19 protein-coding genes are annotated in these 23467 nt (G+C 72.8%); 5 read left to right on the forward strand and 14 right to left on the reverse strand.

The window, feature by feature from the left end:
* Window position 1 precedes the first annotated feature (1 nt).
* Window positions 2-940 (forward strand): sodium:calcium antiporter, encoded by a 939-nt coding sequence (locus tag HD593_RS63690; protein WP_185105740.1) that lies wholly within the window; start codon window positions 2-4, stop codon window positions 938-940.
* Window positions 941-1198: 258 nt separating this feature from the next.
* On the opposite strand, the gene HD593_RS32325 is transcribed toward HD593_RS63690, so the two are convergent.
* The 6 genes from HD593_RS32325 to efeU form a co-directional block, all read right to left on the reverse strand.
* On the reverse strand, window positions 1199-4279 hold the full coding sequence (locus HD593_RS32325) for a beta-L-arabinofuranosidase domain-containing protein (RefSeq protein WP_185105741.1): 3081 nt from the start codon (window positions 4277-4279) through the stop codon (window positions 1199-1201).
* A gap of 212 nt (window positions 4280-4491) precedes the next feature.
* Complete coding sequence (locus tag HD593_RS32330) at window positions 4492-5199, reverse strand: sulfotransferase family protein (RefSeq protein WP_185105742.1); 708 nt, start codon at window positions 5197-5199, stop codon at window positions 4492-4494.
* A gap of 114 nt (window positions 5200-5313) precedes the next feature.
* Window positions 5314-6534, reverse strand: a complete 1221-nt coding sequence (locus tag HD593_RS32335; protein WP_185105743.1) for an FAD-dependent monooxygenase — start codon at window positions 6532-6534, stop codon at window positions 5314-5316.
* A gap of 84 nt (window positions 6535-6618) precedes the next feature.
* Window positions 6619-7845: an iron uptake transporter deferrochelatase/peroxidase subunit gene (efeB, locus tag HD593_RS32340; protein WP_221525104.1), complete on the reverse strand. Its 1227-nt coding sequence runs from the start codon at window positions 7843-7845 to the stop codon at window positions 6619-6621.
* Window positions 7846-7856: 11 nt separating this feature from the next.
* Complete coding sequence (gene efeO, locus HD593_RS32345; RefSeq protein WP_185105744.1) at window positions 7857-8993, reverse strand: iron uptake system protein EfeO; 1137 nt, start codon at window positions 8991-8993, stop codon at window positions 7857-7859.
* Between the two features lie 11 nt (window positions 8994-9004).
* Window positions 9005-9829: an iron uptake transporter permease EfeU gene (efeU, locus tag HD593_RS32350; RefSeq protein WP_185105745.1), complete on the reverse strand. Its 825-nt coding sequence runs from the start codon at window positions 9827-9829 to the stop codon at window positions 9005-9007.
* A 139-nt stretch (window positions 9830-9968) separates the two neighbouring features.
* Here efeU and HD593_RS32355 point away from each other — a divergent pair, with 139 nt between their 5' ends.
* Together HD593_RS32355 and HD593_RS32360 are read left to right on the forward strand one after the other, a co-directional pair.
* Window positions 9969-10394, forward strand: coding sequence for a BlaI/MecI/CopY family transcriptional regulator (locus HD593_RS32355; RefSeq protein ID WP_185105746.1), 426 nt, complete (start codon window positions 9969-9971; stop codon window positions 10392-10394).
* A 68-nt stretch (window positions 10395-10462) separates the two neighbouring features.
* The gene (locus HD593_RS32360) at window positions 10463-11383 is read left to right on the forward strand and encodes a M48 family metalloprotease (RefSeq protein ID WP_185105747.1); all 921 of its coding nucleotides are present in this window, start codon (window positions 10463-10465) and stop codon (window positions 11381-11383) included.
* 107 nt (window positions 11384-11490) lie between these two features.
* Here the strand turns inward: HD593_RS32360 and HD593_RS32365 are convergent, their stop codons facing one another.
* Both HD593_RS32365 and HD593_RS32370 read right to left on the reverse strand, forming a co-directional pair.
* Window positions 11491-12177, reverse strand: coding sequence for a GNAT family N-acetyltransferase (locus HD593_RS32365; protein WP_185105748.1), 687 nt, complete (start codon window positions 12175-12177; stop codon window positions 11491-11493).
* 284 nt (window positions 12178-12461) lie between these two features.
* The gene (locus HD593_RS32370) at window positions 12462-12977 is read right to left on the reverse strand and encodes an SDR family NAD(P)-dependent oxidoreductase (RefSeq protein ID WP_221525105.1); all 516 of its coding nucleotides are present in this window, start codon (window positions 12975-12977) and stop codon (window positions 12462-12464) included.
* 73 nt (window positions 12978-13050) lie between these two features.
* On the opposite strand from HD593_RS32370, the gene HD593_RS32375 reads away from it, so the two are divergent.
* Both HD593_RS32375 and HD593_RS32380 read left to right on the forward strand, forming a co-directional pair.
* Window positions 13051-13215, forward strand: coding sequence for a hypothetical protein (locus tag HD593_RS32375; RefSeq protein WP_185105749.1), 165 nt, complete (start codon window positions 13051-13053; stop codon window positions 13213-13215).
* A 103-nt stretch (window positions 13216-13318) separates the two neighbouring features.
* Window positions 13319-14566 (forward strand): erythromycin esterase family protein, encoded by a 1248-nt coding sequence (locus HD593_RS32380; protein WP_185105750.1) that lies wholly within the window; start codon window positions 13319-13321, stop codon window positions 14564-14566.
* A gap of 306 nt (window positions 14567-14872) precedes the next feature.
* Here HD593_RS32380 and HD593_RS32385 read toward each other — a convergent pair whose 3' ends face one another.
* The 6 genes from HD593_RS32385 to HD593_RS32410 are packed head-to-tail and all read right to left on the reverse strand — an operon-like array spanning window position 14873 to window position 23458.
* Window positions 14873-16054 carry a vWA domain-containing protein gene (locus tag HD593_RS32385; protein ID WP_185105751.1) on the reverse strand — a complete coding sequence of 394 codons (1182 nt, stop codon included), beginning with the start codon at window positions 16052-16054 and terminating at the stop codon, window positions 14873-14875.
* A 3-nt stretch (window positions 16055-16057) separates the two neighbouring features.
* Entirely contained in the window at window positions 16058-17260 is a 1203-nt protein-coding gene (locus HD593_RS32390) for an AAA family ATPase (RefSeq protein ID WP_185105752.1), read from the reverse strand.
* 24 nt (window positions 17261-17284) lie between these two features.
* A complete protein-coding gene (locus tag HD593_RS32395; RefSeq protein ID WP_185105753.1) occupies window positions 17285-19012 on the reverse strand; it encodes an ankyrin repeat domain-containing protein in 1728 nt (575 codons plus the stop codon).
* Window positions 19009-20856: an ankyrin repeat domain-containing protein gene (locus tag HD593_RS32400; protein WP_221525106.1), complete on the reverse strand. Its 1848-nt coding sequence runs from the start codon at window positions 20854-20856 to the stop codon at window positions 19009-19011. The genes HD593_RS32395 and HD593_RS32400 overlap by 4 nt, the downstream gene beginning before the upstream one ends.
* A complete protein-coding gene (locus HD593_RS32405) occupies window positions 20853-21986 on the reverse strand; it encodes a leucine-rich repeat domain-containing protein (RefSeq protein WP_185105754.1) in 1134 nt (377 codons plus the stop codon). Before HD593_RS32405 ends, HD593_RS32400 begins: the two co-directional genes overlap by 4 nt.
* Window positions 21986-23458 (reverse strand): SDR family NAD(P)-dependent oxidoreductase, encoded by a 1473-nt coding sequence (locus HD593_RS32410; protein ID WP_312903859.1) that lies wholly within the window; start codon window positions 23456-23458, stop codon window positions 21986-21988. The genes HD593_RS32405 and HD593_RS32410 overlap by 1 nt, the downstream gene beginning before the upstream one ends.
* Window positions 23459-23467 lie beyond the last annotated feature (9 nt).

Genomic DNA, 23467 nt, shown 5'->3' on the forward strand with positions numbered 1-23467 from the left:
CATGCTGCCGCTGGTCGCCCTCAGCGTGCTGGGGCTGGTCGTGCTCGCCCTCGCCGCCGACCACCTGGTGCTCGGCTCCGGACGGCTGGCCGAGCGGCTCGGCCTGCAGCCCGTCGTGGTGGGCGTGGTCGTGATCGGGTTCGGCACGAGCGCGCCGGAGCTCGTGGTGACCGCGACGGCGAGCTTGCGGGGCCGGACCGACCTGGCGCTGGCCGGGCTGGTCGGCTCGAACATCGTCAACGTGACGCTGATCCTCGGCGTCTGCGGGCTGGCGGCGGCGCTGGCCGTGCGCTCGTCGGTGCTGCGGCGGGAGGCGCCGCTGTCGGTGGCGGCGGTCACGCTGTTCGCGATCGCCGCCCTGTCGGGGCTCGGCTTCGGCGCGGGCGCCGTCCTGGTCGTGGCCCTGGCCGGGGCGCTGGTGCTGCTGCTGCGCTTCGCCCGGCAGGCGCCAGGCGACCCGGTCGCGGCGGAGACGGCGGACTACCTGGAGACGTCCGTACGCCCGAGGCTGGCGGCCGAGGTGCCGCGGACGCTGCTCGGCCTGGCCGGAACGCTGCTGGGAGCGCAACTACTCGTGGCCAACGCCTCCGAGCTGGCCATCCAGGCGGGCCTGTCACCGGACCTGGTGGGGTTCACCCTGGTCGCGCTCGGCACCTCGCTGCCCGAGCTGGTCACCTCCCTCCAGGCCCAGCGGCGTGGTGACAGCGACCTGGTGGTCGGCAACCTGCTCGGCAGCAACCTGATCAACAGCCTGGCCGGCGGCGCCGTCATCGCGTTCGCCGGCACCGCGCCGCCCGCCCTGGCCCCGGCCGTCATCGCCGCGATGGCCGGGGTCAGCGGTCTCACCTGGGCCCTGCTGGCGCGCGGCAAACGGCTCAGCCGCAGGGAGTCGGCTCTGCTGCTGGGGGTGTACGTCGCGCTCCTGCCTCTCGTCACCTGACCGGGCGGCGCTCAAAGCTGAGAAATGCGACTCGCCGACCCGCATCGGTCACGCGCCGTGCTCATGGGCACGTCCGTGTTCCGCTCGCCAGAGCTCCAGCCCTCACCCGCGGTGGCCAACAACCTGGCGGGCATGTACCAGGTGCTGACCGATCCCGCCCGAAGAGGTCCGCGACGCGGTCGTCGCCTACGGCGGCCAGCGGTGGCGCGCCTGAACCGCCCCGGGCCGTGAAGGCTCCCTGACGAACTCGGACGTCGCCTAGGCCTCCGGCGCCAGCTCGCTCCGCGCGCTCGCCGCGGCCGCCACCACCTTGTCCCTCTGCTCCTCGGTCAGGTGCCCTGCCGCCACGAACTCCCCGGCCGTCCTGGCGATCGTGGAGACGAACCGTCCGTGGGTCGCGAACGGCGCGTGGTCCCAGACGACGTCGAGGAACGTCAGCCCGTCGGTGCCGGGCGAAGGGATCCCGCTGACCGGGACGTCGTACCTGGGCAGCCCGTCGTCGCGTTTCACGTTGGGAACGCCGGAGTCGATGCTCCCGAACACGATCTCCGGCTCCACCCTGCGGAAGTACGCCGAGTGCGCCTGGGTGTCGCCGACGTACCACGGGCGCAGGGTGAACCCGTGCGTCGTGAAGATCGGGTCTCCTGCCGTGCTCGTGCCGGCCCGCGTGATGGCCGCCCGCGAGTAGTCGCCGTCCCGCTTGAGGTACCGGTAGAGCGACAGCTCGCGGTAGGTGCCGCCACCGGGGTCGCCGACGATCGGCATGAGCAGCGGGCCCCACATGACGGACTGCGTGTCCGGCCGGTCGATGGCGCGCTCGATCCGGATGCCGAACGGCATCGAGACGTCGATGACGTCACCGGGACGCCAGGTGCGGCGCAGCGTCACGTAGGTGCCGGGCTCCGCGGCCCGGATCGGCGCCCTGGTTCCGTTGATCCGCACGGTGAAGCCGCTCCTGGCCCATGCGGGGACGCGCAGCTTGATGTCGAGGCTGCCGCTGCCGTCGACGATGAGCTTCGTGCCGGCCTCGCGCGGGAAGTTCGTCTCCTGGGTCACGGCGAAGCCCTTCTCCGCCCAGGTCACGGTGGACGGCACGAAGAGGTTGACCCAGAGGGCCGAGCCGTCGGCGGACTTGAAGTACACGGTGTCCTGGTACTTGGTGTGGTTCTCCAGCCCGGTTCCCCCGCAGCAGGTGCCGGTGTTGCCGTAGGACCTGTTCGCGCCGGGCGTCAGGGGCTGGAAGTAGGTGACCTGCGGGTTGCTCGTGGTGGCCGTGTCGGCTCGCGAACCGGCGATCTGGTTGAAGACGGCCCGCTCGTAGTAGTCGAGATAGGCCGGGTCCTGCGTGTGGAAGAAGAGGTTGCGGGCCAGCTTGGACACGTTGTAGATGGAGCAGGTCTCCGCACCGCCCTGGGCGATCGCGTTGGCGATGTTGTCCCGGTTCTGGAACATCTCGAGGTTGTTGTTGGAGCCCGGGTAGTTCCCGCCGGTGCCTCCGTGCGAGAACATGCGGTGCGGGACGACCATGCCGAAGAAGTTCTTCGCCGCCTGGAGGTAGTCCCGGTCGCCGCTCTGCTCGAAGATCCGCATGTAGCCGACGAAGTTGGGCACGTGCTGGTTGACGTGCAGCCGGGCCGGACGACGCCGGCCGAGCTCGGCCGGGTCGGTCACCACGAGGATGTCCCGGTTCTCGACGCAGGCGCCGAAGAGGGACTCCCGGTTGTCGAAGAGCTTCGCCGTTTCGAGGTGCCTGGCGTCACCGGTCAGGGCGTAGATCTCCGGGAACACCTCGTTGGCGCCGCCGTACTCGCCGGCGATGTAGGTGTCCCACATGAGGTTGAGGTCGCTCCTGGTGATGGGCCCCGGGTATTGCGGGTGGTTCTTGTCTCCGATGGTCAGGGCGAGGTGCGCCCACTCCGCCATCTTGACGACGACGTCGCGGGCCTGCTCGTTGCCGGTCAGGTGGTAGGCGTCCAGCAGGCCCCGCATGATCTTGTGCTGGGTGTACCAGGGTGCCCAGACGTTCGTGTCGAGGTTGCTGCCGTAGACGGCGAACCTGGGCGGCCCGAGCCGGAGCACGGCGTCCTCCGGGATGGCCCCGAGATAGCCGGGATGGGTGGGCACCCACGTCCCGCCACCCCCCTGCGTGGCGGGGACGATGCCGGCGTCGCGGCCGTTCGGTGACGAGTCGAGCGCGGTCGATCCGCCTTCCTCGTCGAAGCGGTACCAGGCGATGTTCCCGCCTCCCGTGGATCCCGCGGCGGAGCTCGTGAGGGACTGGACCTCTCCCGCGCTGAGCGCGCGGTCGAAGATGTGGAACTCGTCGATGGTGGCGTCGAGGAGCGGGTCTCCGTACTGGGACCGGCCGATCCAGATGTTGCCCGGGACGCCGAGGCTGGTCGGGTCGAGCGTCATGGTGGTGTTCGTGGCCACCGCCGAGCCGTTGACGTACAGCGTTCCGACGGTGCCCGAGAGGGTGACGGCGAGGTGGACCCACTGCCCGGCCGGCAGGGCCGACGTGCCCGTGATCTGCTGTTCCTGACCGCTGCCGCCCACGGTGATGGCGAACCGCGGCGGGTTTCCGGTCACGCCCGCGCGGGCGGTCAGGAACATGTTGACCGTGGTGTTCTGGCCGAAGTCGAAGACCCTGCTCCAGTTCTGTGCCGAGGCGAGGTTGACCCAGGTCGCGATCGTGAAGTCGGTGAGCTGGGACACCGCTTCCTGGGGCAGCCGCAGATGCTCCGCGCTGGTGCCGCCGTTGAGGCGCAGACCTCTGCCGAAGCGTCCCTCGACCCGGCCGATGACGGGCTCCTCGGCCTCGTCGCCCCCGCCGGGAGTGTCCATCCGCGCGGTGATGGCGGCCTGGCACGCGGCGAGCTCCTCCACCATCCAGTCGAGCTTGTCCTTGAAGACCTGCTGGCCCTGGTCCGCGTAGGCCTGGGCGAGGGCGCTCAGGTAGTGGCCGGCCCAGTGCCCGCTCAGCAGCCCGCCGTTCTCCCAGCCTCCGGGCACCTGCAGGCCCGGAGGGTTCGGCCGGCCGGCCTGGTCGTTGAAGAGGACGAGGAAGCGGCGTTCGTCGAACGCCTGCAGGAACGCCTTCATCCGGTCACGCTTCTCCTGCAGCAGACCGGCGTTCAGGCGGATCTCGTGCAGCGGGAACGGCCTGACCGCCGTGTTGCTCCCCGCCCCGACGTACGGGATCCCGGCCGGCCCCGGCGCCGCGGTCGTGGTCTGCGCTGCCGCGGGAACGGGCCTGGCCGTCACGGCTAACGCCAGGCCGGCGGCAGACGCGCGGACGAATGTGCGGCGGCTCACTCCCGGCTGCTCGGACGCTGTCATGGTCCGTTTCCCTTCGCTTGCGAGCGGATGATAGCGCTAACATTTCTGTTAGCGCTAACAATCGAGTTCATGGATGAGGTGCTTAGGACGCCTGATGAACTCAGTAAGCCTTCACCCGATATCACCGGCCAGGGCGGCCCGCCGACTGTTACTGATGTGTTGCACATCAGGATGCGGAATACCGCAGGCCGCCCGATGCCCGTTCGAAAGGGTCAGGCGGTGGGGTGGAACGGAAGCCCGATGTTCTCCCCCTGCATCAGCCTGTCGATCGACTGCTGCATCACCTTGCTGTCGTTCAGGTGCGGGAACGGCTCGCCGGCAGGGACGTGCACGCCCAGGAACCGGCAGAGCGGCTCCCACCCTTCCCGCACGTCGAACACGAGCAGCCGCTCAGGCGGCAGGCTCTCCTTCACCGTGGCCGCGTGCCGCTCGAAGGCCGCGATGCTGTCCTTCTCGTCGGGGACCTCGCCGAAGGGCCGGTCGCTGCCCAGCCCCTCCCTGATCATGCGCTCGAGCAGCGGGCGGGTGGTCTGCATGTTCTGCACCAGACCGGCCATCTCCGGTGCCAGCCGCTCGGCCTGTAACCGCGCCGGGCCGTTGGCGATGAGCGTCCGCATGCTCGCGAACCAGGCGGACGGGTCGCGTACCGTGAGGACGACCTTGGCCTCGGGGTACGCGGCCGCCAGCTCGCGCCAGAAGAACGAGGCAGGCCAGTCCACAGCGGAACGGAATCCCTCGAACACGGCATCCCAGTCCGGCACCACGTCCCTGTCGGCCAGGGGCGCCCACCGCAGGGCACGGTCGCGGTCGGACCCGACGTCGAACATGTGGTGGCAGGGCCCGAACCCGAGCCGCTCCAGTGCCGCCTTCATCGAGCTCGTACCAGTGCGCGGGAATCCCGCGCCGATCACGGTCAGCATGGTGATCCTCCATGAGGTGTCGGCTTGCCCCGATCATGATGGTGTGATCATGAGCCTGGCAATGCCCCTGTCGGCCCCGGAATCCGACGGCACCGCCGTACCGGAGCCGAGAGGTCACCCGGACGCCGCCTGCCGCTGCGGCGGGTAGTCGTCGACGAACATGGAGTCGTGGAGGCGCGCGGTCTTACTGGCGAGGCGGGTCAGGGCGCGGCTGGGCCCCGCGGGCAGGGCGGAGATCAGCCGGGCGCCCTGGGCCAGCCCCCACACGCCGAGGCGGGACGCAGGAATCAGGGTGCGCGCCGCGCTCAGCGCCACCTCGCGGCTGCCGCGCACGGGCTCCGCCATCGCGCGCTCGTAGGCGGGGAACGCGCGCTCGTGGTCGCCGCCCGCCCGCGCCAGCTCACCGGCGAGGACGTACGCGCCGACGACGGCCAGGCTGGTGCTGCCGCCGACGGCCGGGCCGGGGCAGTAACCGGCGTCGCCGACGAGCGTCACCCTCCCCCGCGACCAGGTGTCCATGCGGAGCTGGGTGATGGAGTCGAAGTAGAACGCGGGGGTGCGGTCGAGCTCGTCCAGCCAGCGCTCCACCTCCGGGTGCATGCCCTTGAACGCGTCGCGCAGCAGCTCCTTCTGCCTGGGGACGTCGCGGTGGTGGTAGTCGAGCTGCCGCTCGCTGCGGAACAGGAACAGCACCCGCGCGTCGCCGAGGTGCCGCGCGCCGTACATGCCGGCGGTGCGGCCCACGCCGACGTGGATGCGCAGCTCGCCGTCGAGGCCGGAGAGGTTGGGCAGGGACAGAACCCCGAGGTAGGCGCCGATGAAGGCGCTGAAGGCGGACTCGTCGCCGAAGGCCAGGCGGCGCACGTTGGAGTGCAGCCCGTCGGCGCCGACGACGAGGTCGAAGCGGCGCGGCGCGGCGTTCTCGAACCGCACCTCGCCGCCGGGCGAGATCGAGGTGATCGAGTCGCCGAAGACGTACTCGACGTCGTCGCGGGCCGCGTCGTGGTAGATCTCGCTCAGGTCGTCGCGCATGATCTCGACGTGCCTCTCGGAGGTGGCGCTGAAGATCTTGGCGAGGTCCGCCCGGACGGGACGCCGTGCGCCCTCCCGGTGCACGCTCATCCGGCTCGTGCCGGTGGCCCGCCCCTCGATGCGCGGCAGCACGCCCATCTTCTCCGAGATGTCGACCGCGGGCCGGAACAGGTCTACCGCGTGGCCGCCGGTCTTGCGCAGCGCCGGCGCGCGCTCGACGACGGTCACGGAGAAGCCGTGCCTGACGAGCCAGTACGCCAGCACCGGTCCGGCCACGCTGGCGCCGGAGATGAGAATCCGCATGAGACGAACGTCCTTACTTGTCAGCAGGCGACGGTCATGGGAATAGTGTCACTCCCCGCTCACCTCGTCACCGCCCCGGCCGGGTCAGCCGAACAGGCCGCGCCCCCAGTAGTCGCCGGCGTCCCTGACGCCGGGCGGGCAGGCGAACAGGCCGCTGGAGATGTGCTTGATGTACTCGTTGAGCGGGTCGGTCCTGGCCAGGGCCATCTGGATGGGCACGAACTGCTTGCGCGGGTCGCGCTGGTAGGCGATGAAGAACAGCCCGGCGTCCAGCCTGCCGAGCCCGTCGGAGCCGTCCACGTAGTTGTAGCCGCGCCGCAGCAGGTGCGCGTTGCCGTGGCCGCTGGGGTGCGCCAGCCGGACGTGCGCGTCGGGTTTCATCGCGGCCAGGTCCACGGGGTCGAACTCGTTCTGTTTTCCGACCGGCGCGCCCTTGACCTTGTCCCGGCCGAAGATCTCCTCCTGCTCGCGCAGCGAGGTGCGGTCCCACGTCTCGATGGTCATGCGGATCTTCCTCGTCACCAGGTAGGTGCCGCCCGCCATCCAGTCCGCCCCGTCCGGTGCCGCGGCCCAGAGCTGGTCGCGCAGCAGGGCCGCGTCCTCCAGCTTCATGTTGTTGGTGCCGTCCTTGAAGCCCATCAGGTTGCGCGGGGTCACCTGGGCGCGCGAGGTGGACGACGTACGGCCGAATCCGAGCTGCGACCAGCGCACCGACACCTTGCCGAAGCCGATCCTGGCCAGGTTGCGGATGGCGTGCACGGCGACCTGGGGGTCGTGGGCGCACGCCTGCACGCAGAGGTCGCCCCCCGAGAGCTCAGGGATCAGCCGCTCGCCGGGGAACTTCGGCAGATCGGCCAGGGCAGGGGGACGCCTGGCGGCCAGCCCGAAGCGGCGGTCGAACAGGGACGGGCCGAAGCCGATCGTCAGCGTGAGCCCCGAGGCGGGCAGGCCGAGCGCCTCGCCGGTGTCGTCGGGCGCGGCCTCCGGCGAGCCGCCCGCCGCGCCGAAGGAGCCGGCCTCCTTGCCCTGGGTGAGCCGGGCGGCGGCGGCCGTCCACTCCTGCAGCAGGTCCACCAGCTCGGCCCTGCTGCCGGTGGTGACGTCGAAGGCGACGAAGTGCAGCCGGTCCTGGGCGGGGGTGACGATCCCCGCCTGGTGCTCGCCGTAGAAGGGGAAGGGGTCGGAGGTGGTCGCGTGCGCTACCGGCGGCTCCTGCACCAGCGAGCGAGCGGCGATCGCGCCGGCGCCCGCCGCCGCGACCCCGGCCGCGCCGAGGCCGAACACCTTCCTGCGGCTCATCCGCTCGCTCATGGCCCCGGCTCCTACTTCGCCACGATCGGGGCGATCTCGCTGATCGGTTCGGCCAGCGCGTTGATCACATCCGACAGGCTCTTCAGCTCCGCCTCGGACAGCTCGTCGTGCAGCCGCCAGCCGTCGCCCTTCTGGTGCTTGCCCAGCTCGGCCTCGGCGGCGGCGAACTTCGCGTCCAGGGTCCTGACCAGGTCGGGAGCGCGTTCCTCCAGCACGGGGCGGAGCGCCTGGACCGCCGCCTTGGAGCCCTGGAGGTTGGCGTCGAAGTCCCACAGGTCGGTGTGCGACCAGATGTCCTCCTCGCCGGTGATCTTGCCGGTGGCCACCTCGTCGAGCAGTTCCTTGGCGCCGTTGGCCAGGTTCAGCGGGGTCAGTTCCGCGGCGTTGGCCTTGGCCACGATCGTCTTGACGTCGGCGATGAGCTTGTCGGCGACAGGGCCGTCCTCGCTGACGTCCTTGGTGATCCACAGATCCTTCTCGATCTTGTGGAAGCCCGTCCACTCCTCGCCCTCGGCCAGGTCCGCCTCGCGGGCGTCGATGGCCGGGTCGAGGTCGCCGAAGATCTCCGCGACCGGCTCGATGCGCTCCCAGTACGTCCGCGAGACCGGGAAGAGCTCCTTGGCCTTGTCGATCTGCCCCGCCTTGACGGCGTCGACGAACTCCTGCGTCTTGACCAGCAGCGTGTCGCTCTGGCTCTTGACGTAGCGCTTGTAGCTGGCGGTCGCCTCGGCGAGCTTGGCGTCGGTGTTGAGCGCCTTGTGCTCGCCGGTGACCTTCAGCGGGTTGCGGATGCCCTTGCCGACCATGCCGGGCTTGCACGCCGTCTCGTACGTCCCGGCGGGCAGCTCGGCGATCAGCTCCCGGGTCAGGCCCGGCACGATGTTCTCCACCTCGGCCATGACGCGGTCGCCCGGCGCGTAGACGTAGAACTCGGTCACCTTGCTGCCGCCGTTGGTGATCGCGAACGTGCTGGTTCCCGCGGCGACCTCGGAGACGGCGACCTTGCACTCGGTGTCGCTGGCCGCGACCGCGACCTTGTCCGGCTTCTTCGCCGCGGCGGACCCGCCGGGGGCGGGGGTCTCGGCCGCGCACGCGGTGAGCGCGGCCAGGGCGAGCGCGCCGGCGGTGAGACGGGTGATGGCGGACATGGTGCTCCTGTTCAGGCCGCGGGCGCGGGCGTGGTGCGGGTGCGGGAGGGGCGCAGGAAGAGGTAGAGGGTGGGGATCAGGTAGGCGGCCCAGGCGACGGTCTCCAGGACGCTGGGCTGCGGGGTGAGGTTGAGCGTTCCGGCCAGCAGGGCGCCGTACCAGGAGTCGGCGGGCAGGACGGCGGTGAGGTCGAAGGCGTAGGCGTTCAGGCCCGGCACGATGGCCGCTTCCTGGAGGTCGTGCACGCCGTACTTGAAGATCCCGGCGGCGACCAGGATGAGGAGCAGGCCGGTCCAGGTGAAGAACGTGGTGAGGTTGATGCGGACGGCCGACCTGTACAGGCCGTAGCCGAGCAGGACCGCGGCGAGCAGGCCGAGGCTGATGCCGATGAGCGGCTGGGCGGAGGTGGTCGCGCCCTGGACGGAGGCGAAGAACAGCAGCGCCGTCTCCAGCCCTTCGCGTGCCACGGCCAGGAAGGCCATGACGACCACGGCGACCGGGCCCAGCTCCAGCGCCTCGGCGAGCTTGCCCCGCAGCTCTCCGGAGAGCGCGCGGGCGGCCCGCCGCATCCAGAAGATCATCCAGGTGACGAAGGCGACGGCCAGCAGCGAGGTGATGGCGTCGAAGAGCTCCTGGCCCGTGTGCCCGAGGTTGGCGGCGGTGAAGGTCAGGATCGCGCCGAACCCGACCGAGAGCGCCACGGCGGCGAGGACGCCGCTCCAGACGTACGGCAGCCTGTCCGTGCGGTCGCTCTTGACCAGGAAGGCGACCAGCACGGAGACGACGAGCGCCGCCTCGAGCCCTTCGCGCAGGCCGATGAGAAAGCTGGCGAACACCGTTGCTCCAATGCCGGGAAGGCCCGGGACACCGGGCTGCTACATGCTTGTAGAAGTTAACATAGGCTCACCTAACTAAGCCAGGTGGCCTGGTCGCGGGCGAATCCGTCGAGCGCCGTGATCGCATAGGGTGTGCGCGATGGACACAGACCCGGGAGATCGCGCTGATCGGGCCGAGCTCGCCGATCAGGGCGAGCGCCGCCGGCCAGGCGAGCTGGAGGCGGCGGTCCTCGCCGTTCTCCGGGACGCGGGCTCCTCGCTCACGCCGGGCCAGGTGCGGGATCTGCTCGACCCCACGGGCGGGTTGTCCTACAGCGCCGTCGTCACCACGCTCGTCCGGCTGCACGGGAAGCGGGCCGTCACCCGCCGCAGGGAGGGCCGCGCCTATCGGTACGGGGCTCTCACCGATGCCGCCGGGCTCCTCGCGCAACGCATGAACGCCCTGCTCAACGCCGAGGACGACCGCGCCACGGTGCTCCGCCGGTTCGTGGGCGAGCTGGAGCCCGGCGACGAGGAGCTCCTGCGCCGGCTGCTGGCCGACGAGCCCGGCGAGAGCGGCACGTGACCGGACCACCCTTTCCGGGGTTAGGTTGGCTTTGCCTGAATGCATGCGACTGAAAGCCGGCTGGTGCCTTGTTCGATCATTTCGTCTGGTCCGTTCTGGCGGTCCCGGTCATGGTGGTCGCCCTCGTGACGCTGCTCGCGGACCGGTTGCCGCCCTCGCCCGCCGCCAGGCTCCTCGCCTGGTCGGCCGCGGGAACGGCGCTGGCGAGCCTGCTCAACGTGGCGGCGTTCACCGTGAAGGCCGTGGCCGAGATTCCCTTCGTCGCCGGCCTCTTCGGGTGGTCCTACCGGACGGTGGTCGCCGACACGGGGCACGTGCGGTGGGTTCCGTGGTTGTGCGTGCTCCTGATGGGATGGGCGGCGGTGGCCGCCGCCAGGGTGGTGCGGCGCCATCGCGGCGGACGGGCGTGGGCCCTCCGGCTCGGCGGCGTCGCGGCCGAGGACGGGATCGTCGTGGTCCCCAGCGCGGACGTCGCGGCGTTCGCCGTGCCGGGCAGGCCGGGGCACGTCGTGGTCACGACCGGGATGCGGGAGTCCCTCGACGACGATCAGTACGCTGCGTTGCTCGCCCACGAGCGGGCCCACCTGGACCAGGACCATCCCCGGCTGATGCTGCTGAGCGACCTGGCCGGCGCGGTTCACCCGGCGCTGCGGTGGGTCTCGCGCCGGGTCGACTACCTGGTCGAACGTGCCGCCGACGAGCACGCGGCCGCGGCGATCGGCGATCGCAGGACTCTCGCTGGAGCGATCGGCGCGGCGGCTCTGGCCGCCCGGGGCCGGCCGGCGCTCGGCTCCGGCCCCCTCGCCTCCTTCGCCAGGCCCCGGCGTCCCGGCGCCGTCCCGCGCAGGGTCGCCGCGCTCCTGCACCAGGCGCGCGGCGGCCGGCTCTGGCCGGCCGCCGTTCCGGCCGTCCTGGCGGTGAGCTCGCTCGTCTGGACCGGCGAAGCCCTCTATGACCTGGTCGAGCTGCTCATCCTCGCGCACGGCTGAGCCCGCGACCGGATTGCGGCTGGACGCGTGACTGAGCCCGCGACCGGATGCGCGGCTGAGTTCGCGGCTGGGCCCGTCGCCCGCACGGGGCTCGGTGCCGCGAGCCGTCACGGTGTGCGGAAGCCCCGGAAGGTCACGGGCTTGCGGGTCTCGAAACCGAGCCGTTCGTAGAGGGCGATCGCGCCGGTGTTCGCCTCGGCGACGTGCAGGAAGGGGCGTTCGCCGCGCGCCAGGACGCGCGCGACGAGCGCGCGGACCAGGCGGGCGGCGTAGCCTCGCCCGCGCGCCTCGGGGGCGGTGCAGACGGCGCTGATCTCGGTGTGGCCCGCCGGCCGCAGCCGCTCGCCCGCCATCGTCACCAGCCTGCCGTTCTCGCGGACGCCGAGGTAGGTGCCGAGCTCGCGGGTACGCCGCCAGAACGGCCCCGGCTTGGCCCGCCCGACGAGGTCCAGCATCTCGGGCACGCTGTCCCCGCCGAGCTCGACCACCCCGCTGTCCGGCTCGGGCCGGCCGCCGTTCCAGATCATCTGGCGGCCTTCGAGGGCGAAGACCGGCTCCCAGTCCTGCGGCGGGACCGCCGCGCAGCTGAACAGGTCGGCCACCTCGCCCCGGCCGAGCAGCCGGGCGAGGTCGGCCCACTCCTGGTCGTCCGGGTCGGCGCTGACCGCACAGAACGTGGCGACTCCCGGCTGGTAGGTGGCCGCCTTCCCCAGGCGGCGGGCGAGGTGCGCGTGGTGACCGCGCAGTGACGCGCCCACCGGGTCGTCCAGGGCGGAGGCGTCCCCGTTCGCCATGGTGCTGTGCCTCTCGTTCCGTACGGGACCGGCGCCGGCCCCGCTGGACGGCGCTCAGATCCAGCCGGTCATCCTACGGCCTGCGTTCGAGAGGCAGGAGAATGCCCCCAAGGAGAACTCGCGTGCGGAAGATCGCGGCGGACCCTGCGCCCCCGACGCGGCGAGTACGTGGCCGACCATCTTCCCTAGGGCGAGACCTGGTGCAAGCTCGCCGGCGCCGTGGCTGGCGGCCGGGGATGGAGCCTCGGGGGTGGCCGGGCGCCTTTCGTCTGGAGAGAAGCGGGTCAGAGGGCGGCGGGGACGGTGACGCCGGTCAGGCGTTCGGCCTCGGCCCACAGGCGGGCGGCGACATCCCGGTCGAGCGCCTTCTTCGTGGGCCGCACGACGGCCGGGGCGCCGATATCGCCGAAGTCGATCTCGCCGCGGGCCGCCACGCCGCTGCTCATGGTCACCACGCGCGCGGCGGGCGCTCGCAGCAGCAGCGGCAGCCGCACGGTCAGGGCGAACGGGCCGAGGAAGTTGCTGCCCAGCTGCAGCTCGAACCCGTCGGCGGTCTCGTGCCGCACCGGCGGGAACACCACCCCTGCGCTGTTGAGCAGCAGGTCGAGAGGGCGGCCATCGGCTACGAGGCCGCCGGCGAACTCCTCGACCGAGGCCAGGTCTGCCAGGCCGATCCGCCGCACCTCCGGCTCCGCCGCCGGATGGGCCCTGAGGATCTCCGCCCGCGCCTGCTCCGCTGTTCGCGCCGAGAGCTTCAGGGGGCTGCTCGTGCCGTTCCTCGGGAACATGATCGCGGGCACGGAGCGGAACTTCGCCCGCCTCAACGAGGCTCTGAAGCAGCAGGTCGAGGGCCACTCCTGAGCGCTCACGGGCATGGTCGAGGCCGCGACCATGCCCGTGGCCGATGCGAAGGAGCCGAGGGTCTGGCTGAGCTTCGTCCAGGCTTCGCTCACCGATCGGGAGCCGGCCGCGATCCGCCAGGCGGCGGTCACCGAGATGACCGGTCTCTGGCACCAAGTTGAGCCGGCAACCCCGTGAACTACGCCGCTGGGTGTAGCCGGTGATGGATCGCCTGCCGGATTCCTCTGGCCGCGGTGGACGGGACTCTTGGTTCACCGCCACTTCGAGAAAGGGAATCCTCATGTTGCACCTCCTCATGGCAGGCGTCCTGGCCACCACTCCGGTCACCGATCCCCAGGTGATCGACTGGATCGAGCGGAACGCCCGCCAGGAGATCACCAAGGAGTCGATCGGCGGGGCCACCGTCGTCGGCCTGGGCGAGTCCACCCACGGCACGCACGAGGAGGCCGTGATCAAGTTCGGCCTCCTGAGATACCTGGTCGAGGAGCTGGGGTTCCGCTCGATCGCCTGGGAGGAGGACTGGACGACGAGCGTACGGGTCAACCGGTACGTTCTCACCGGCGACGGCGACCTCGGCGCGCTCATGGGCGAGCTGACGACGACGTGGCGGACCCGCGAGGTGCGCGACGTGCTGGCCTGGCTGCGGTCCTACAACGCCGATCACCCCGGCCGGAAGGTGAAGTTCGTCGGTGTGGAGTACTACGCCACCCGCTCCCTGGCGCACGACGCCGTCTCCTCGTACGTGGCCAAGGCCGCCCCGTGGCGGCTGCGCGAGCTGCGGCGCCATCTGGCGTTCATCGCGCCCCGCCACGAGAACACCCGGGCCAACCTGGAGTGGTATCTCGACGTGCCCGACAAGCGGCCCTTCATCAGCCACGCCCGCGCGGTGTACCGGCTGGTCGAACGGCTGCCTGAGAACGACGACCAGCAACTGGCCCTGCACCACGCCCGCCAGATCCTCTCCTGGTACGAGGCGTTCGACCTGCCCTTCGAGGACATCCACGCCTACCGGGACGCCCGCGCGGCGGAGAACCTGCGCTGGTGGCAGCGCCGTACCGGTGACAAGGTGGCGTACTGGGCGGCGGCCGCGCACACCGCCGCCGCGCCGGGCCTGCGCCTGACGCTCGGCGGCCCGCCGCTCGTCTTCGACAACGCCGGCTCCTACCTGCGCCGCTGGTACGGCGACCGGTACCGCTCGATCACCGTGCTGTTCGACCACGGAACCCTGGGCCCGGGCTCCAGCTGTGACGCGGCACCGGTGCCCGTGCCGCGCCCGGACGCCGGTTTCGCCAACCGCGTCTTCGGCGACGCCTTCGCCGGCGGCGGCCCCGCGCAGTACGTCGTGGACCTGCGGGGCGAGGCGCCGGAGGCGGTCAGCGCGTGGTTGCGCGCCCCGGCGAAGGTACGCGGGTACGGGGGTTACGACCCGGCGTTGGCGCAGAAGTCGTACATGGAGGGCGGGTCGCTGGCGCAGTGGTTCGACGTGGTCGTCCACCGGCAGGTGGTCACTCCCTGCAAGCCGCTCTAGAGTGCCGGTCAGTGCGGCTCGTCCGGGCCCGGCTGGAGCTCGATGAGCTGACGCAGCGCGTGGGCGCCGACTTCCGGCAGGCACGCCGCTGCGACAGCAGCCGAGCCGGCGGGCGAGGTGTTCGGGAACTGTCGGCTCGTGGAGGGCGAGCGGTCAGTGTGGGATGGGGCTGAATGGCGTACGTGATCTGAGGTACATGTCGGATGGGTACTGCACCACCCTGTTCAGCGTCACCGTTCCCGGAGAACGGCACGGCAATGCAGGTGAGCGACCGGTGCCGGAGACGTTCGGCGACTTCCAGGCGTTTCAGGCGTCAGCGGTTCCAGGGATGCGGACAGTCTCGATCCAGGCGGGCGGGGGCGGCGGGTCCGTGCCGATGAGTGCGGCGATGAGGCGGGACGACGGCGGCGCCTCGGGCCACGGGGTGAAGCCGTCGGTGAGCACGATCACGATGCCGGGCCGTTCGGGCAGGGCGAGGGCCGCCCTGATGCCGACCCGCATGTCGGTGCCGCCCCCGCCGGCGAGGTTCACCTGCTGCGCGGACGTCACCCGGGCGGCGGTGTGCACGTCGGCGTCGCAGGCGAGCACCGTGACCCGGTTGCCGCCCACGCCGACCTCCCGCAGTACGCCGGTGACCTCGGCGAGGGCCGCCGCGAGGTCGTCCTCGCCCATGGACCCCGAGGTGTCGATGACGATCGCGACGACCGGCAGCGGGCGGCGCAGGCTCGGCAGCACGACGCCGCGCAGCGCGGCGGTGCGGCGGGACGGGCGGTGGTAGGTGTAGTCGACCGCCCCGGTGGCCCAGGCGACCGCCTCCCGTACGGCGCCGGCGAGCACGCGGCGCCAGTCGACTGTCGGCTCCAGGATCTCCTCCGCCCAGCGTTGCCAGCCGGCCGGGAGGCTGCCGCGGTTGCGCCGGTGGGCGCGCATCGCCTCGGCGGTGTGCCGGCGCACGGCGTCGGCCTCGACCGTGCTGACGCCGCCCGGCCCGTCGCCGGTGATCTCCCAGTCAGCCGGTGTGCCGTGGGCGCCGGAGCCGCAGTCGGAGCAGACGGCGGACGGCGGCAGCTGCGGGAGGTACTCCTCGAACAGCCGTCCGGTCGCCAGCCCGAAGGTGCGGGGTTCCACCCGGCCCTCCGGCAGTGCCAGCCCGTCGGCGAGCAGGTCGTCGTTGATCTCGCAGTCCTGGGCGACGTTCACGCGCAGCCGGTCGCGCTGGTCGGCGGCCGGCAGCCGGTCCGCGCGGCCGTGGTGGTCGCGCAGCACGTGAGCCAGCTCGTGGATCCACACGCCCGCGAGCTCGGGTACGGACGTCGCCTCGACGAACGCCGGTGACACGTAGCACCGCCAGTGCCGGTCGACGGCCATCGTCGGCACCCTGCTGGTCGGCACGACCGTCAGCGAGTAGAGCGCGGAGGCGAGGTAGGGCCGGTCGCTCGCGGCACGGTACCGCGCGGCGAGCAGCTTGACCTGGTCGAGTTCGGCCATGGGTCAGGAGGCGCCCGGCAGCGCGCCGGACAGCTGGAGCAGGTCGAGGAAGGCGTCGATGCCGCTCGGCACGGGCCAGTCGGTGTCGCGCAGCGCCGCGAGATCGGCGGCGGCCCGGGCCGCGACGTCGGGCACGCCGGCGTCGACGGCCTTGGCCAGCACCGTCCAGCCGGCCTCCCAGCGCCGCCGCGTGAGGTCGCTCTGCACCGCCGAGACGACGGCCGTCAGGAAGGCGAGCTGCCGGTCGCCCCTCTTCGGCAGGGCGAAGGCCTCCGGGTTGGCCAGGACGCGGTCCGGGTCGGGCAGGTCGAGCTGTTCGAGGTAGGCGAGCAGTTCCAGTCCCGCGCCGTCGCCCACCGCGCCGACCACCGCGGCCGCGACCGCCTTCTGGTCGGAGCCGGCGGCGTACCCCACCGCCAGCAGGCGCATCGCCATCTCCCAGGTACGCGGCGACGGCCAGGCCCGGCCCCGGCTCTCCGCGTCACCGGGCAGGTGGTGGGCCAGGCCGGGCCGGGCGGTGAGGAACCCGGAGACCACCCCGCGGGCGCGGGCTACCGCGCTGGGCACCCGGGCCGGGTCGATGAGCGGCAGGGGCACGGCCGGCCAGGTTCCGGCCAGGCCCCGGGCGACCGTCCGCGGATCGTGCGTCCACTGCAGGTGCACGAACCTGTTCGCCAGCGGCGGGCTGAGGTGCCAGCCGTCCGCGGCGCTGGACGGCGGGTTGGCGGCGGCGACCACCCGGACCGGCTCCGGCAGCGCCAGGCTGCCGACCCGGCGTTCGAGGACGACCCGCAGCAGCGCCGCCTGGACGGCGGGCGGAGCGGAGGACAGCTCGTCGAAGAACACCAGGCCACGCCCGGCCGTGGCCAGCCGCACCGCCCAGTCGGGCGGGGCCATCGGCACCCCGGTGGTGGCCGGATCGTCACCGATGATCGGCAGCCCGGCGAAGTCGGAGGGCTCGTGCACGCTGGCGATCACCGTCTCCAGCGGGACGCGGAGCCCGGCGGCCAGCTGCTGGAGGCCGGCGGACTTGCCGATCCCCGGCTCGCCCCACAGCAGCACGGGGAGGTTCGCCGACACCGCGAGCGACAGCGCCTCCAGCTGGGGGTTCGCGGCCGGCTCCGTACGGTGGGACCCGAGCCGGCGGACCAGGTCGTCGGCCGCCGCGAGCGGGTTCGGCGCGAAGTCCTCGTCGGTGACGTTCACTGTTCCTCGTCCTTCCACGTCGATTCAGCGGTCCAGCAGGGCCAGGAGGAAGTCCAGGTCGGTGCGCTGGTGGAAGCGGATGAGCTGGGCGAGCGAGTGGCCCACGTCGTCGGTGACGTGGGGGTTCGCCCCGGCGGCCAGCAGCGCCCGTACCAGTGCGGCGGAGCCGTTGTCCCCGACCGCCACGTGCAGCGCCGTGCGCTGGTTGTGGTCCACGGCCTCGATCTCCACCCCGGCGGCCAGCAGGCGCGGCAGCAGGACCTCGTGGTCCAGGTGGATGAGCGCGTGCAGGAGCGTGCGGCGCCGGCCGTCGCGGAAGCGCGGGTCCATCCCGGCGTCGAGCAGCCTGAGCACTCCCGGCGTGTCACCGTGCTGGGCGCGGGTGTACAGCTCCCGCCGCTGCTCCCGCAAGTCCTTCGGCAGCCGGCCCGTGCCGGAGGACACCGCCTGCGCCACGGCGAAGCAGCCGGCGACCGCGCCGCCGAACGCCCGCATCGCCTGCTCTCGCCGCTGCTCGTCCGCGCTGTGCGGCACTTGCAGGACGCCGTCCTGGAAGCACACCTCGTGCCAGTCACCGCGGCATCGCACCCGGACCGGGGACGGAAGCCGCGGATCCGGCGGCCCGGCCGGACCGGCGGGGTGCTCGCGCAGCGGGAAGAGCGCGTCCCGGACCAGCGGGTGCAGCCGGTCGGGATCCGCGTCGCCGTGCCGGAGCGCGTCGAGGTCCGGGAGCCGCCGCCAGCACGCCTCGGGCAGCACCGGGATGCCGGAGATCTCCTCGGCGTCGGCGATCCGGATCCGCAGTTCGCCGGTCCGCTCGCCGTCTTCGAGCAGCAGGGAGCCGCGGTAGGGACGCGGGATCTGGAAGCGACGCCCGAAACCCTCGCGGTCGAGCAGCCGGATCTCCGGCTCTAGCCTGGTCAGCGCCAGCGGGAGCCTCTCCAGGACCGGCAGCGGCTCGATCGCGGCACCCCAGCGGAGCTCGAGCGGTGACGGATCCACCGCGATCCCCACCGCGGCGAACGCCGCCTCGATCTCCCCTCGCTCATGGAGCAGGGCCGCCCATTCGGCTCGGGCCGGCGGGTCGGCGGGACCGGGGTCGGCCGTGGGCAGCTCCCCGGCGGCGCGCCGGGTCCCGTCCGCGTTCAGGAACGGCGGCCGGTCTCCTCCGCCGTGGCGTTCCAGCAGCGCGCCGGTGTGCCGCGCGTCCCACAGGTGCCGCAGCGTGGTCCAGTTGTGCAGGGTGTGCCGGTGGTAGCCCCGGCGGTCGGCACGCTCGATCCGGCCGAAGCTCAGGCGCAGCCGCTGCGGCCCGTCCACCATCGCCGGCGTGGTGAGGTGCAGGTACCGCACGGCCGCGCCCTGGTACGTGCCCAAGGTCACCGTCTGGCCGGTGCGGATCGTCGTACGCCCGGCCAGGACGCGCGGCAGGTGCCAGCGCAGCAGGTCCGGCGCGAGATGGAGGAGGTCGTCCTCGACCGCGGCCGCGACGGCGCCGCCGTGCTCCCGGGCGAGGCCGGCCAGGTCGAACGTGACGTCCACGTTCGCGGCGGCACAGGCGCCGCGCCAGTCCCCGTCGAGCCGGCGTTCGGTGGCCTGCTCGATCATCCACCGCGGGACGGCGTACCGCAGGATCCGCCGCCGGCTCGACGCCTCGTCCGGCGGGTACGACGGCGGGGTGCGGCGCGGCGCCGCCTCGGCTGCGGGTGTGCCGGCCACGGGGCCGGGGGCTGGCGTGCTGACGGCGTTCACTCTTCCTCGATCAGTTCCGGATGCTCGCGTTCGATGCGATCCGTGATGAAGTCCAGGTCGTCGCGGGCGAGCCAGGTGATCAGGCGGTGGAGCGAGACGGGCCCACCGTGGATGTCGCCGGTCAGGTCGATCCGCGCCCCCGCGGTGAGCAGCGCCTGGATGAGCCCCACCGAGCCGTCGCCGCAGATCGCGGAGAACAGCGGCGTGCGCCGGTCCTCGTCCCTGGCGTCGATGTCCAGGCCCGCCGCCAGGAGCCGCCCGAGCAGACCGTCGTGGTCGAGGTGGCGCAGCCGGTGGGCCGCCTCGCGCCTGCGGCGGCCGGGCACCTTCGGGTCGGCGCCGGGGTCGAGCAGGTGCAGCAGGTGGAGCAGGGTGCGTTGCCGGCCGTCGCGGACGCGTGGATCCACGCCGGCGTCCAGCAGCCGCAGGACTTCCGGGAGGTCGCCGTGCTGGACCCGCGAGAGCAGTTCCTTCCGCTGGTCGCGCAGGACCTTGGGCAGCCGTCCTGTTCCGGACGTCCACGCGTGCCGTACGGCGAAGCAGCCCGCGATCGCGCCCCCGAACGCCCGCATGGCGCTCTCCCGCTGCTGCTCCTCCGCGCTGTGCGGGATCTGGAGGACGCCGTCGCGGAAGGACACCTCGTGCCACTCGCCGCGGCAGCGGACCCGGGCCGGCTCCGGGAGCGCCGGATCGGACGGCTGCGCGGGAACGCCGTCCACGGCGCGGCCCGGGACCAGGGCCTCGCGTACGAGCGGATGGAGCCGCTCCGGCGGATAGCCGTCCCGCAGCAGGTCGAGGTCGGGCAGGCGGCGCCAGCACGCCTCGGGGAGCACCGCGTCGCCGGGCTCCGTGCCCAGCCCGAATTCGACGACCCGGACGCGCAGGCCCGCCTCCGATCCGCCGGTCTCGAAGACGAGCGCCGCGTACTGCCGGTACGGAAGCCAGAAGCGCCCGGTCCCCGTCGAGGCGGAGAGGCGGCGGATCTCCGCCTCCACCCGGGTCAGGGCCAGGGGCAGGCGCGCGAGAACGTCGAGCGGATCGACACGCTGCACCGCGTAGTAGGACCCGACCTCGAAGGGCGCGGTGTCCAGTTCGAGGCCGGCCGCCGCGAACGCCGCTTCGACCTCGCCGCGCTCGTGCAGCAGCGTGACCCACTCGGTGAGCGCCGCCGGGTCGGCGCGGCCGGGGCCGGCCGCGGGCAGCTCTTCCGCCCCGCGCGGCGTGCCGTCCCCGTGGAGGAAGGGAGCCCGAGCCTGGTCACCGCCGCAGCGTTCACGCAGGTCGCCGGCATGGCGCGCATCCCACAGGTGACGCGAGGAGCTCCAGTCCTGGACGACGTCGCGCCAGAACGCGCTGTACGCCCAGTCGGTCTCCAGATAGGTGTTCCGATGGCGGACCGGCCCGACGCGTAACCGCAGCCGCTGCGGGCCGTGGGCCATCCAGCGGGGCGTCTGGAGGTACAGGCAGGAGGCGTCCGGGGCCTCACCGGGCCGGCTCAGCACCATCACCTGGTCGGGCACGATCGTCGTACGCCCGCGGTCCAGGCGGGGCAGGTGCCAGCGCAGCAGGTCCGGGGCGAAGTGGCACAGGTCGTCCTCGATCGCCGTGGCGACCGCGGTGCCGTGCGTGCCGGCGATCCCGGCCAGGTCGAAGGTGACCTCGACGTTGGCGGCGGCGCAGGCGCCACGCCAGTCGCCGGCGAGCCGTCGTTCCGTCGCCTGCTCGACCATCCACGGCGGAACCGCGTACTGCCGGATCCGCCGTAACCGGGACGCCTCGTGCGGCGGGTACGAGCGGGACGGCGTACGAGGTGGCAGGCCGGCCGGTGGGGGCGCCGCGCTCACCTGTAGAGGCTGCCGATCGCGTGCAGGTCCGGGTGCGTCCCGGCGGCGGGGCGGAGCCGCGGCGCCAGGGCGCGCTTCACCCGGCGGGGCACGCCGGGGCCGAACCCGACGTATTCCAGCCGGGTGTCGTCGGGAACGGCGGCCAGCAGGGCCTTGGCACCACGGCCGGTGATCCCGGTCCTGCGCAGCTCCAGCCGGCGCAGCGGGCTGCCGGGCAGGGCCGCCGCCAGCATGGCCGCGCCCGTGTCGCCGGTGACGTTCGCGGGCGCGCCGAGGCTCTGCTCCGACGGCGGGCGTCCCAGGTCGAGTGCCTCGATGCCGCTGAGCGCGCCGGCCAGCGCGTACGCACCGTCCGGGCCGATGCCGTTGCCGCCGAGGCCCAGGCGTACCGGGCGGGCGGCGTCGGCGGCCGCGGCGAGCGTGGCCGCGCCGGCGTCCCCGAGATGGTTCGCCGGGAGGTAGAGCTCGCGAACCCCGGCGTCGCGGATCAGCGCGGCCAGCAGGTCTGCGGACTCCGGGCCCAGCCCGTTCCCGCCCAGGAACAGCCGCTCGACCGGCTTCGGCCGCCCGGCGAGCACGGCCAGCAGCGCCCGCAGCCCCTCCCGCGTGAGCCCGGTGTTGACCAGGTCTAGGGTGCGGATCGTGGTGTTGCGGCGCAGCATCGCGGCGAGGGCGAGGACTCCGTCGTCGCCGACCGGGTTGCGCTTGAGCCACACGGCGCGCACGGTGGTGTCCGTGGCCAGCCGATCGGCGAGCACCTGGGCGCCCGCCGCGTCGATGCGGTTGCAGCCGAGGTAGAGGGTCTCCAGGCCATGGCCGGGAACGAGGGCGCCGGCGATGATCCGGGCTCCGTCGTTCCCGATGGCGTTGGTGCCCAGCAGCAGGTGGACGGCGTGCGGCGAGGCCACCACGGCCGGGAGCAGCCGCGCCGCGCCGGCCGGGCCGAGGCCCTGCTTGCACAGGTCCACCCGGCCGTCCGGCCGTACGGTGCCGAGCGGGAAGCTCTCGTCGGCGGCCACCGGGGCCGGTGCGGCCAGCCGGGCGACCAGCGGCTCCAGGTCCGCCGGATCGGCCGGCGGCACGTCGGGGTGCTCGATCGCGGGGCAGCGTACGGGTGTCGGCTCCATCATCACCAATCCACCGGTCGGTAGTCCTTCAGGAACAGGCCGGACACCCGGTTCCCGCCCACTCCGCGCACGATCGGGTCGTAGATCCGGGCCGCGCCGTCGATGACGTCCAGCGGCGGGCGGAACCCCGCCTCCCGCTGCGCGGTCTTGTCCGGATGGGGGCGTTCGTCGGTGACCCAGCCGGTGTCGACGCTGTTCATGTAGATGCCCGAGGCCGCGTAGTCCGCGGCGGCGGTGCGGGTCAGCATGTTCAGGGCGGCCTTGGCCATGTTGGTGTGCGGGTGGCGGACGGTCTTCTGCTCCCGGGAGAAGCTGCCCTCCATCGCCGAGACCTGCACGACGTACCGGTCCGGCCACGGCGAGGCCTCCAGCGAGCCGCGCAGCCGGGACGTCAGCAGGAACGGCGCGAAGGAGTTCACCAGCTGCACCTCCATCCACTCGGCCGGGTCCACCTCGTGCAGCCGCAGGCTCCAGCTGTTGCGCTCGCGCAGGTCCAGCGGCTGACCGGTCTCGTCCGTCCGCCCGGCGGGAAACAGCGCCTCCAGGTCGTCCCGCCGCGTGACGGCCTGCCCGGTGAGCGCACGCCCGGCCGCGATCGCCGGCGCGGGGTCCAGCCGCGCGGCGAGCGCGGCCGTCTCCTCCACGTCGATCCGCGCGGCCAGGCCGCTCAGCGGCGCACGCTCCGCCGCACGCACCTCGCGGTGGTACGCGGCGGGACGGCGGATCGTCTGGGCGGCGTTGTTGACCAGGATGTCGAGATGGCCGGAACGCCGCTCGACGGACTCCAGCAGATCCGCGACGGCCGCCAGGTCGAGCAGGTCGACACCGTGGACGTGCACCCGGTCCAGCCAGGCCTCGGCGTCGGGCACGGCCGCGAGCCGGCGGGCGGCATCCCGGGGGAAGCGGGTGGTGACCAGGACGTCCGCGCCGTCGCGCAGCAGCTTCAGCGTCAGCTGGAAGCCGATCTTCACCCGTCCCCCGGTCACGATGGCCCGGCGTCCGCGCAGGTCGCAGCGGGCGTGCCGGCGGGCCAGGTTCTCCTCGGCGCAGTCCGGGCACAGCAGGTGGTATTCCGGATGCACCTGCCGGTAGGCGGACTTGCAGACGTAACAGCGTCGCGTACCCGCCAGCGGGCGCCGGGCCGGCGCCGGCCGGTCGCCGGGCGCGTCCGGCTCCGCGGAGCCCGTGGAGCCGGGCGAGGGAGACGGATCCTGCTCCCGGTAGCGCGCCGTGGCGGCCATGGCCTCGTGGTCGCGCCGCCTGCGCTCGGCGTGCCGCGACGCCTTCCGGGCCTTCTTCCCCGCCCGGTACAGGTGCGCCGCGGCCTCGTGCACGGCCGCCCACCGAGGATCGGCCGGGTCCGCCGCGCCCGCCTGGGCCAGCACCCGCAGGCAGGTCTCGACGTCGGCCTGGCCGGGAAGGGTTTCCGGCCCGGGCGGCGGTGTCCCGGTCAGGTCAGGCTCGACGACCGACACCCGCACCCC

This window comes from Nonomuraea rubra, from assembly GCF_014207985.1.
GTDB lineage: Bacteria > Actinomycetota > Actinomycetes > Streptosporangiales > Streptosporangiaceae > Nonomuraea > Nonomuraea rubra.

Coding starts and splice junctions, on each gene's coding strand:
- HD593_RS32375 (WP_185105749.1), top strand. CDS start 13,051: ATGGTCGAGGCCGCGACCATGCCCGTGGCCGATGCGAAGGAGCCGAGG.
- HD593_RS32385 (WP_185105751.1), bottom strand. CDS start 16,054: ATGGCCGAACTCGACCAGGTCAAGCTGCTCGCCGCGCGGTACCGTGCC.
- HD593_RS32405 (WP_185105754.1), bottom strand. CDS start 21,986: ATGATGGAGCCGACACCCGTACGCTGCCCCGCGATCGAGCACCCCGAC.
- HD593_RS32355 (WP_185105746.1), top strand. CDS start 9,969: ATGGACACAGACCCGGGAGATCGCGCTGATCGGGCCGAGCTCGCCGAT.
- efeO (WP_185105744.1), bottom strand. CDS start 8,993: ATGTCCGCCATCACCCGTCTCACCGCCGGCGCGCTCGCCCTGGCCGCG.
- HD593_RS32365 (WP_185105748.1), bottom strand. CDS start 12,177: ATGGCGAACGGGGACGCCTCCGCCCTGGACGACCCGGTGGGCGCGTCA.
- HD593_RS32325 (WP_185105741.1), bottom strand. CDS start 4,279: ATGACAGCGTCCGAGCAGCCGGGAGTGAGCCGCCGCACATTCGTCCGC.
- HD593_RS32380 (WP_185105750.1), top strand. CDS start 13,319: ATGTTGCACCTCCTCATGGCAGGCGTCCTGGCCACCACTCCGGTCACC.
- HD593_RS32335 (WP_185105743.1), bottom strand. CDS start 6,534: ATGCGGATTCTCATCTCCGGCGCCAGCGTGGCCGGACCGGTGCTGGCG.
- HD593_RS32330 (WP_185105742.1), bottom strand. CDS start 5,199: ATGCTGACCGTGATCGGCGCGGGATTCCCGCGCACTGGTACGAGCTCG.
- HD593_RS63690 (WP_185105740.1), top strand. CDS start 2: ATGCTGCCGCTGGTCGCCCTCAGCGTGCTGGGGCTGGTCGTGCTCGCC.
- efeB (WP_221525104.1), bottom strand. CDS start 7,845: ATGAGCGAGCGGATGAGCCGCAGGAAGGTGTTCGGCCTCGGCGCGGCC.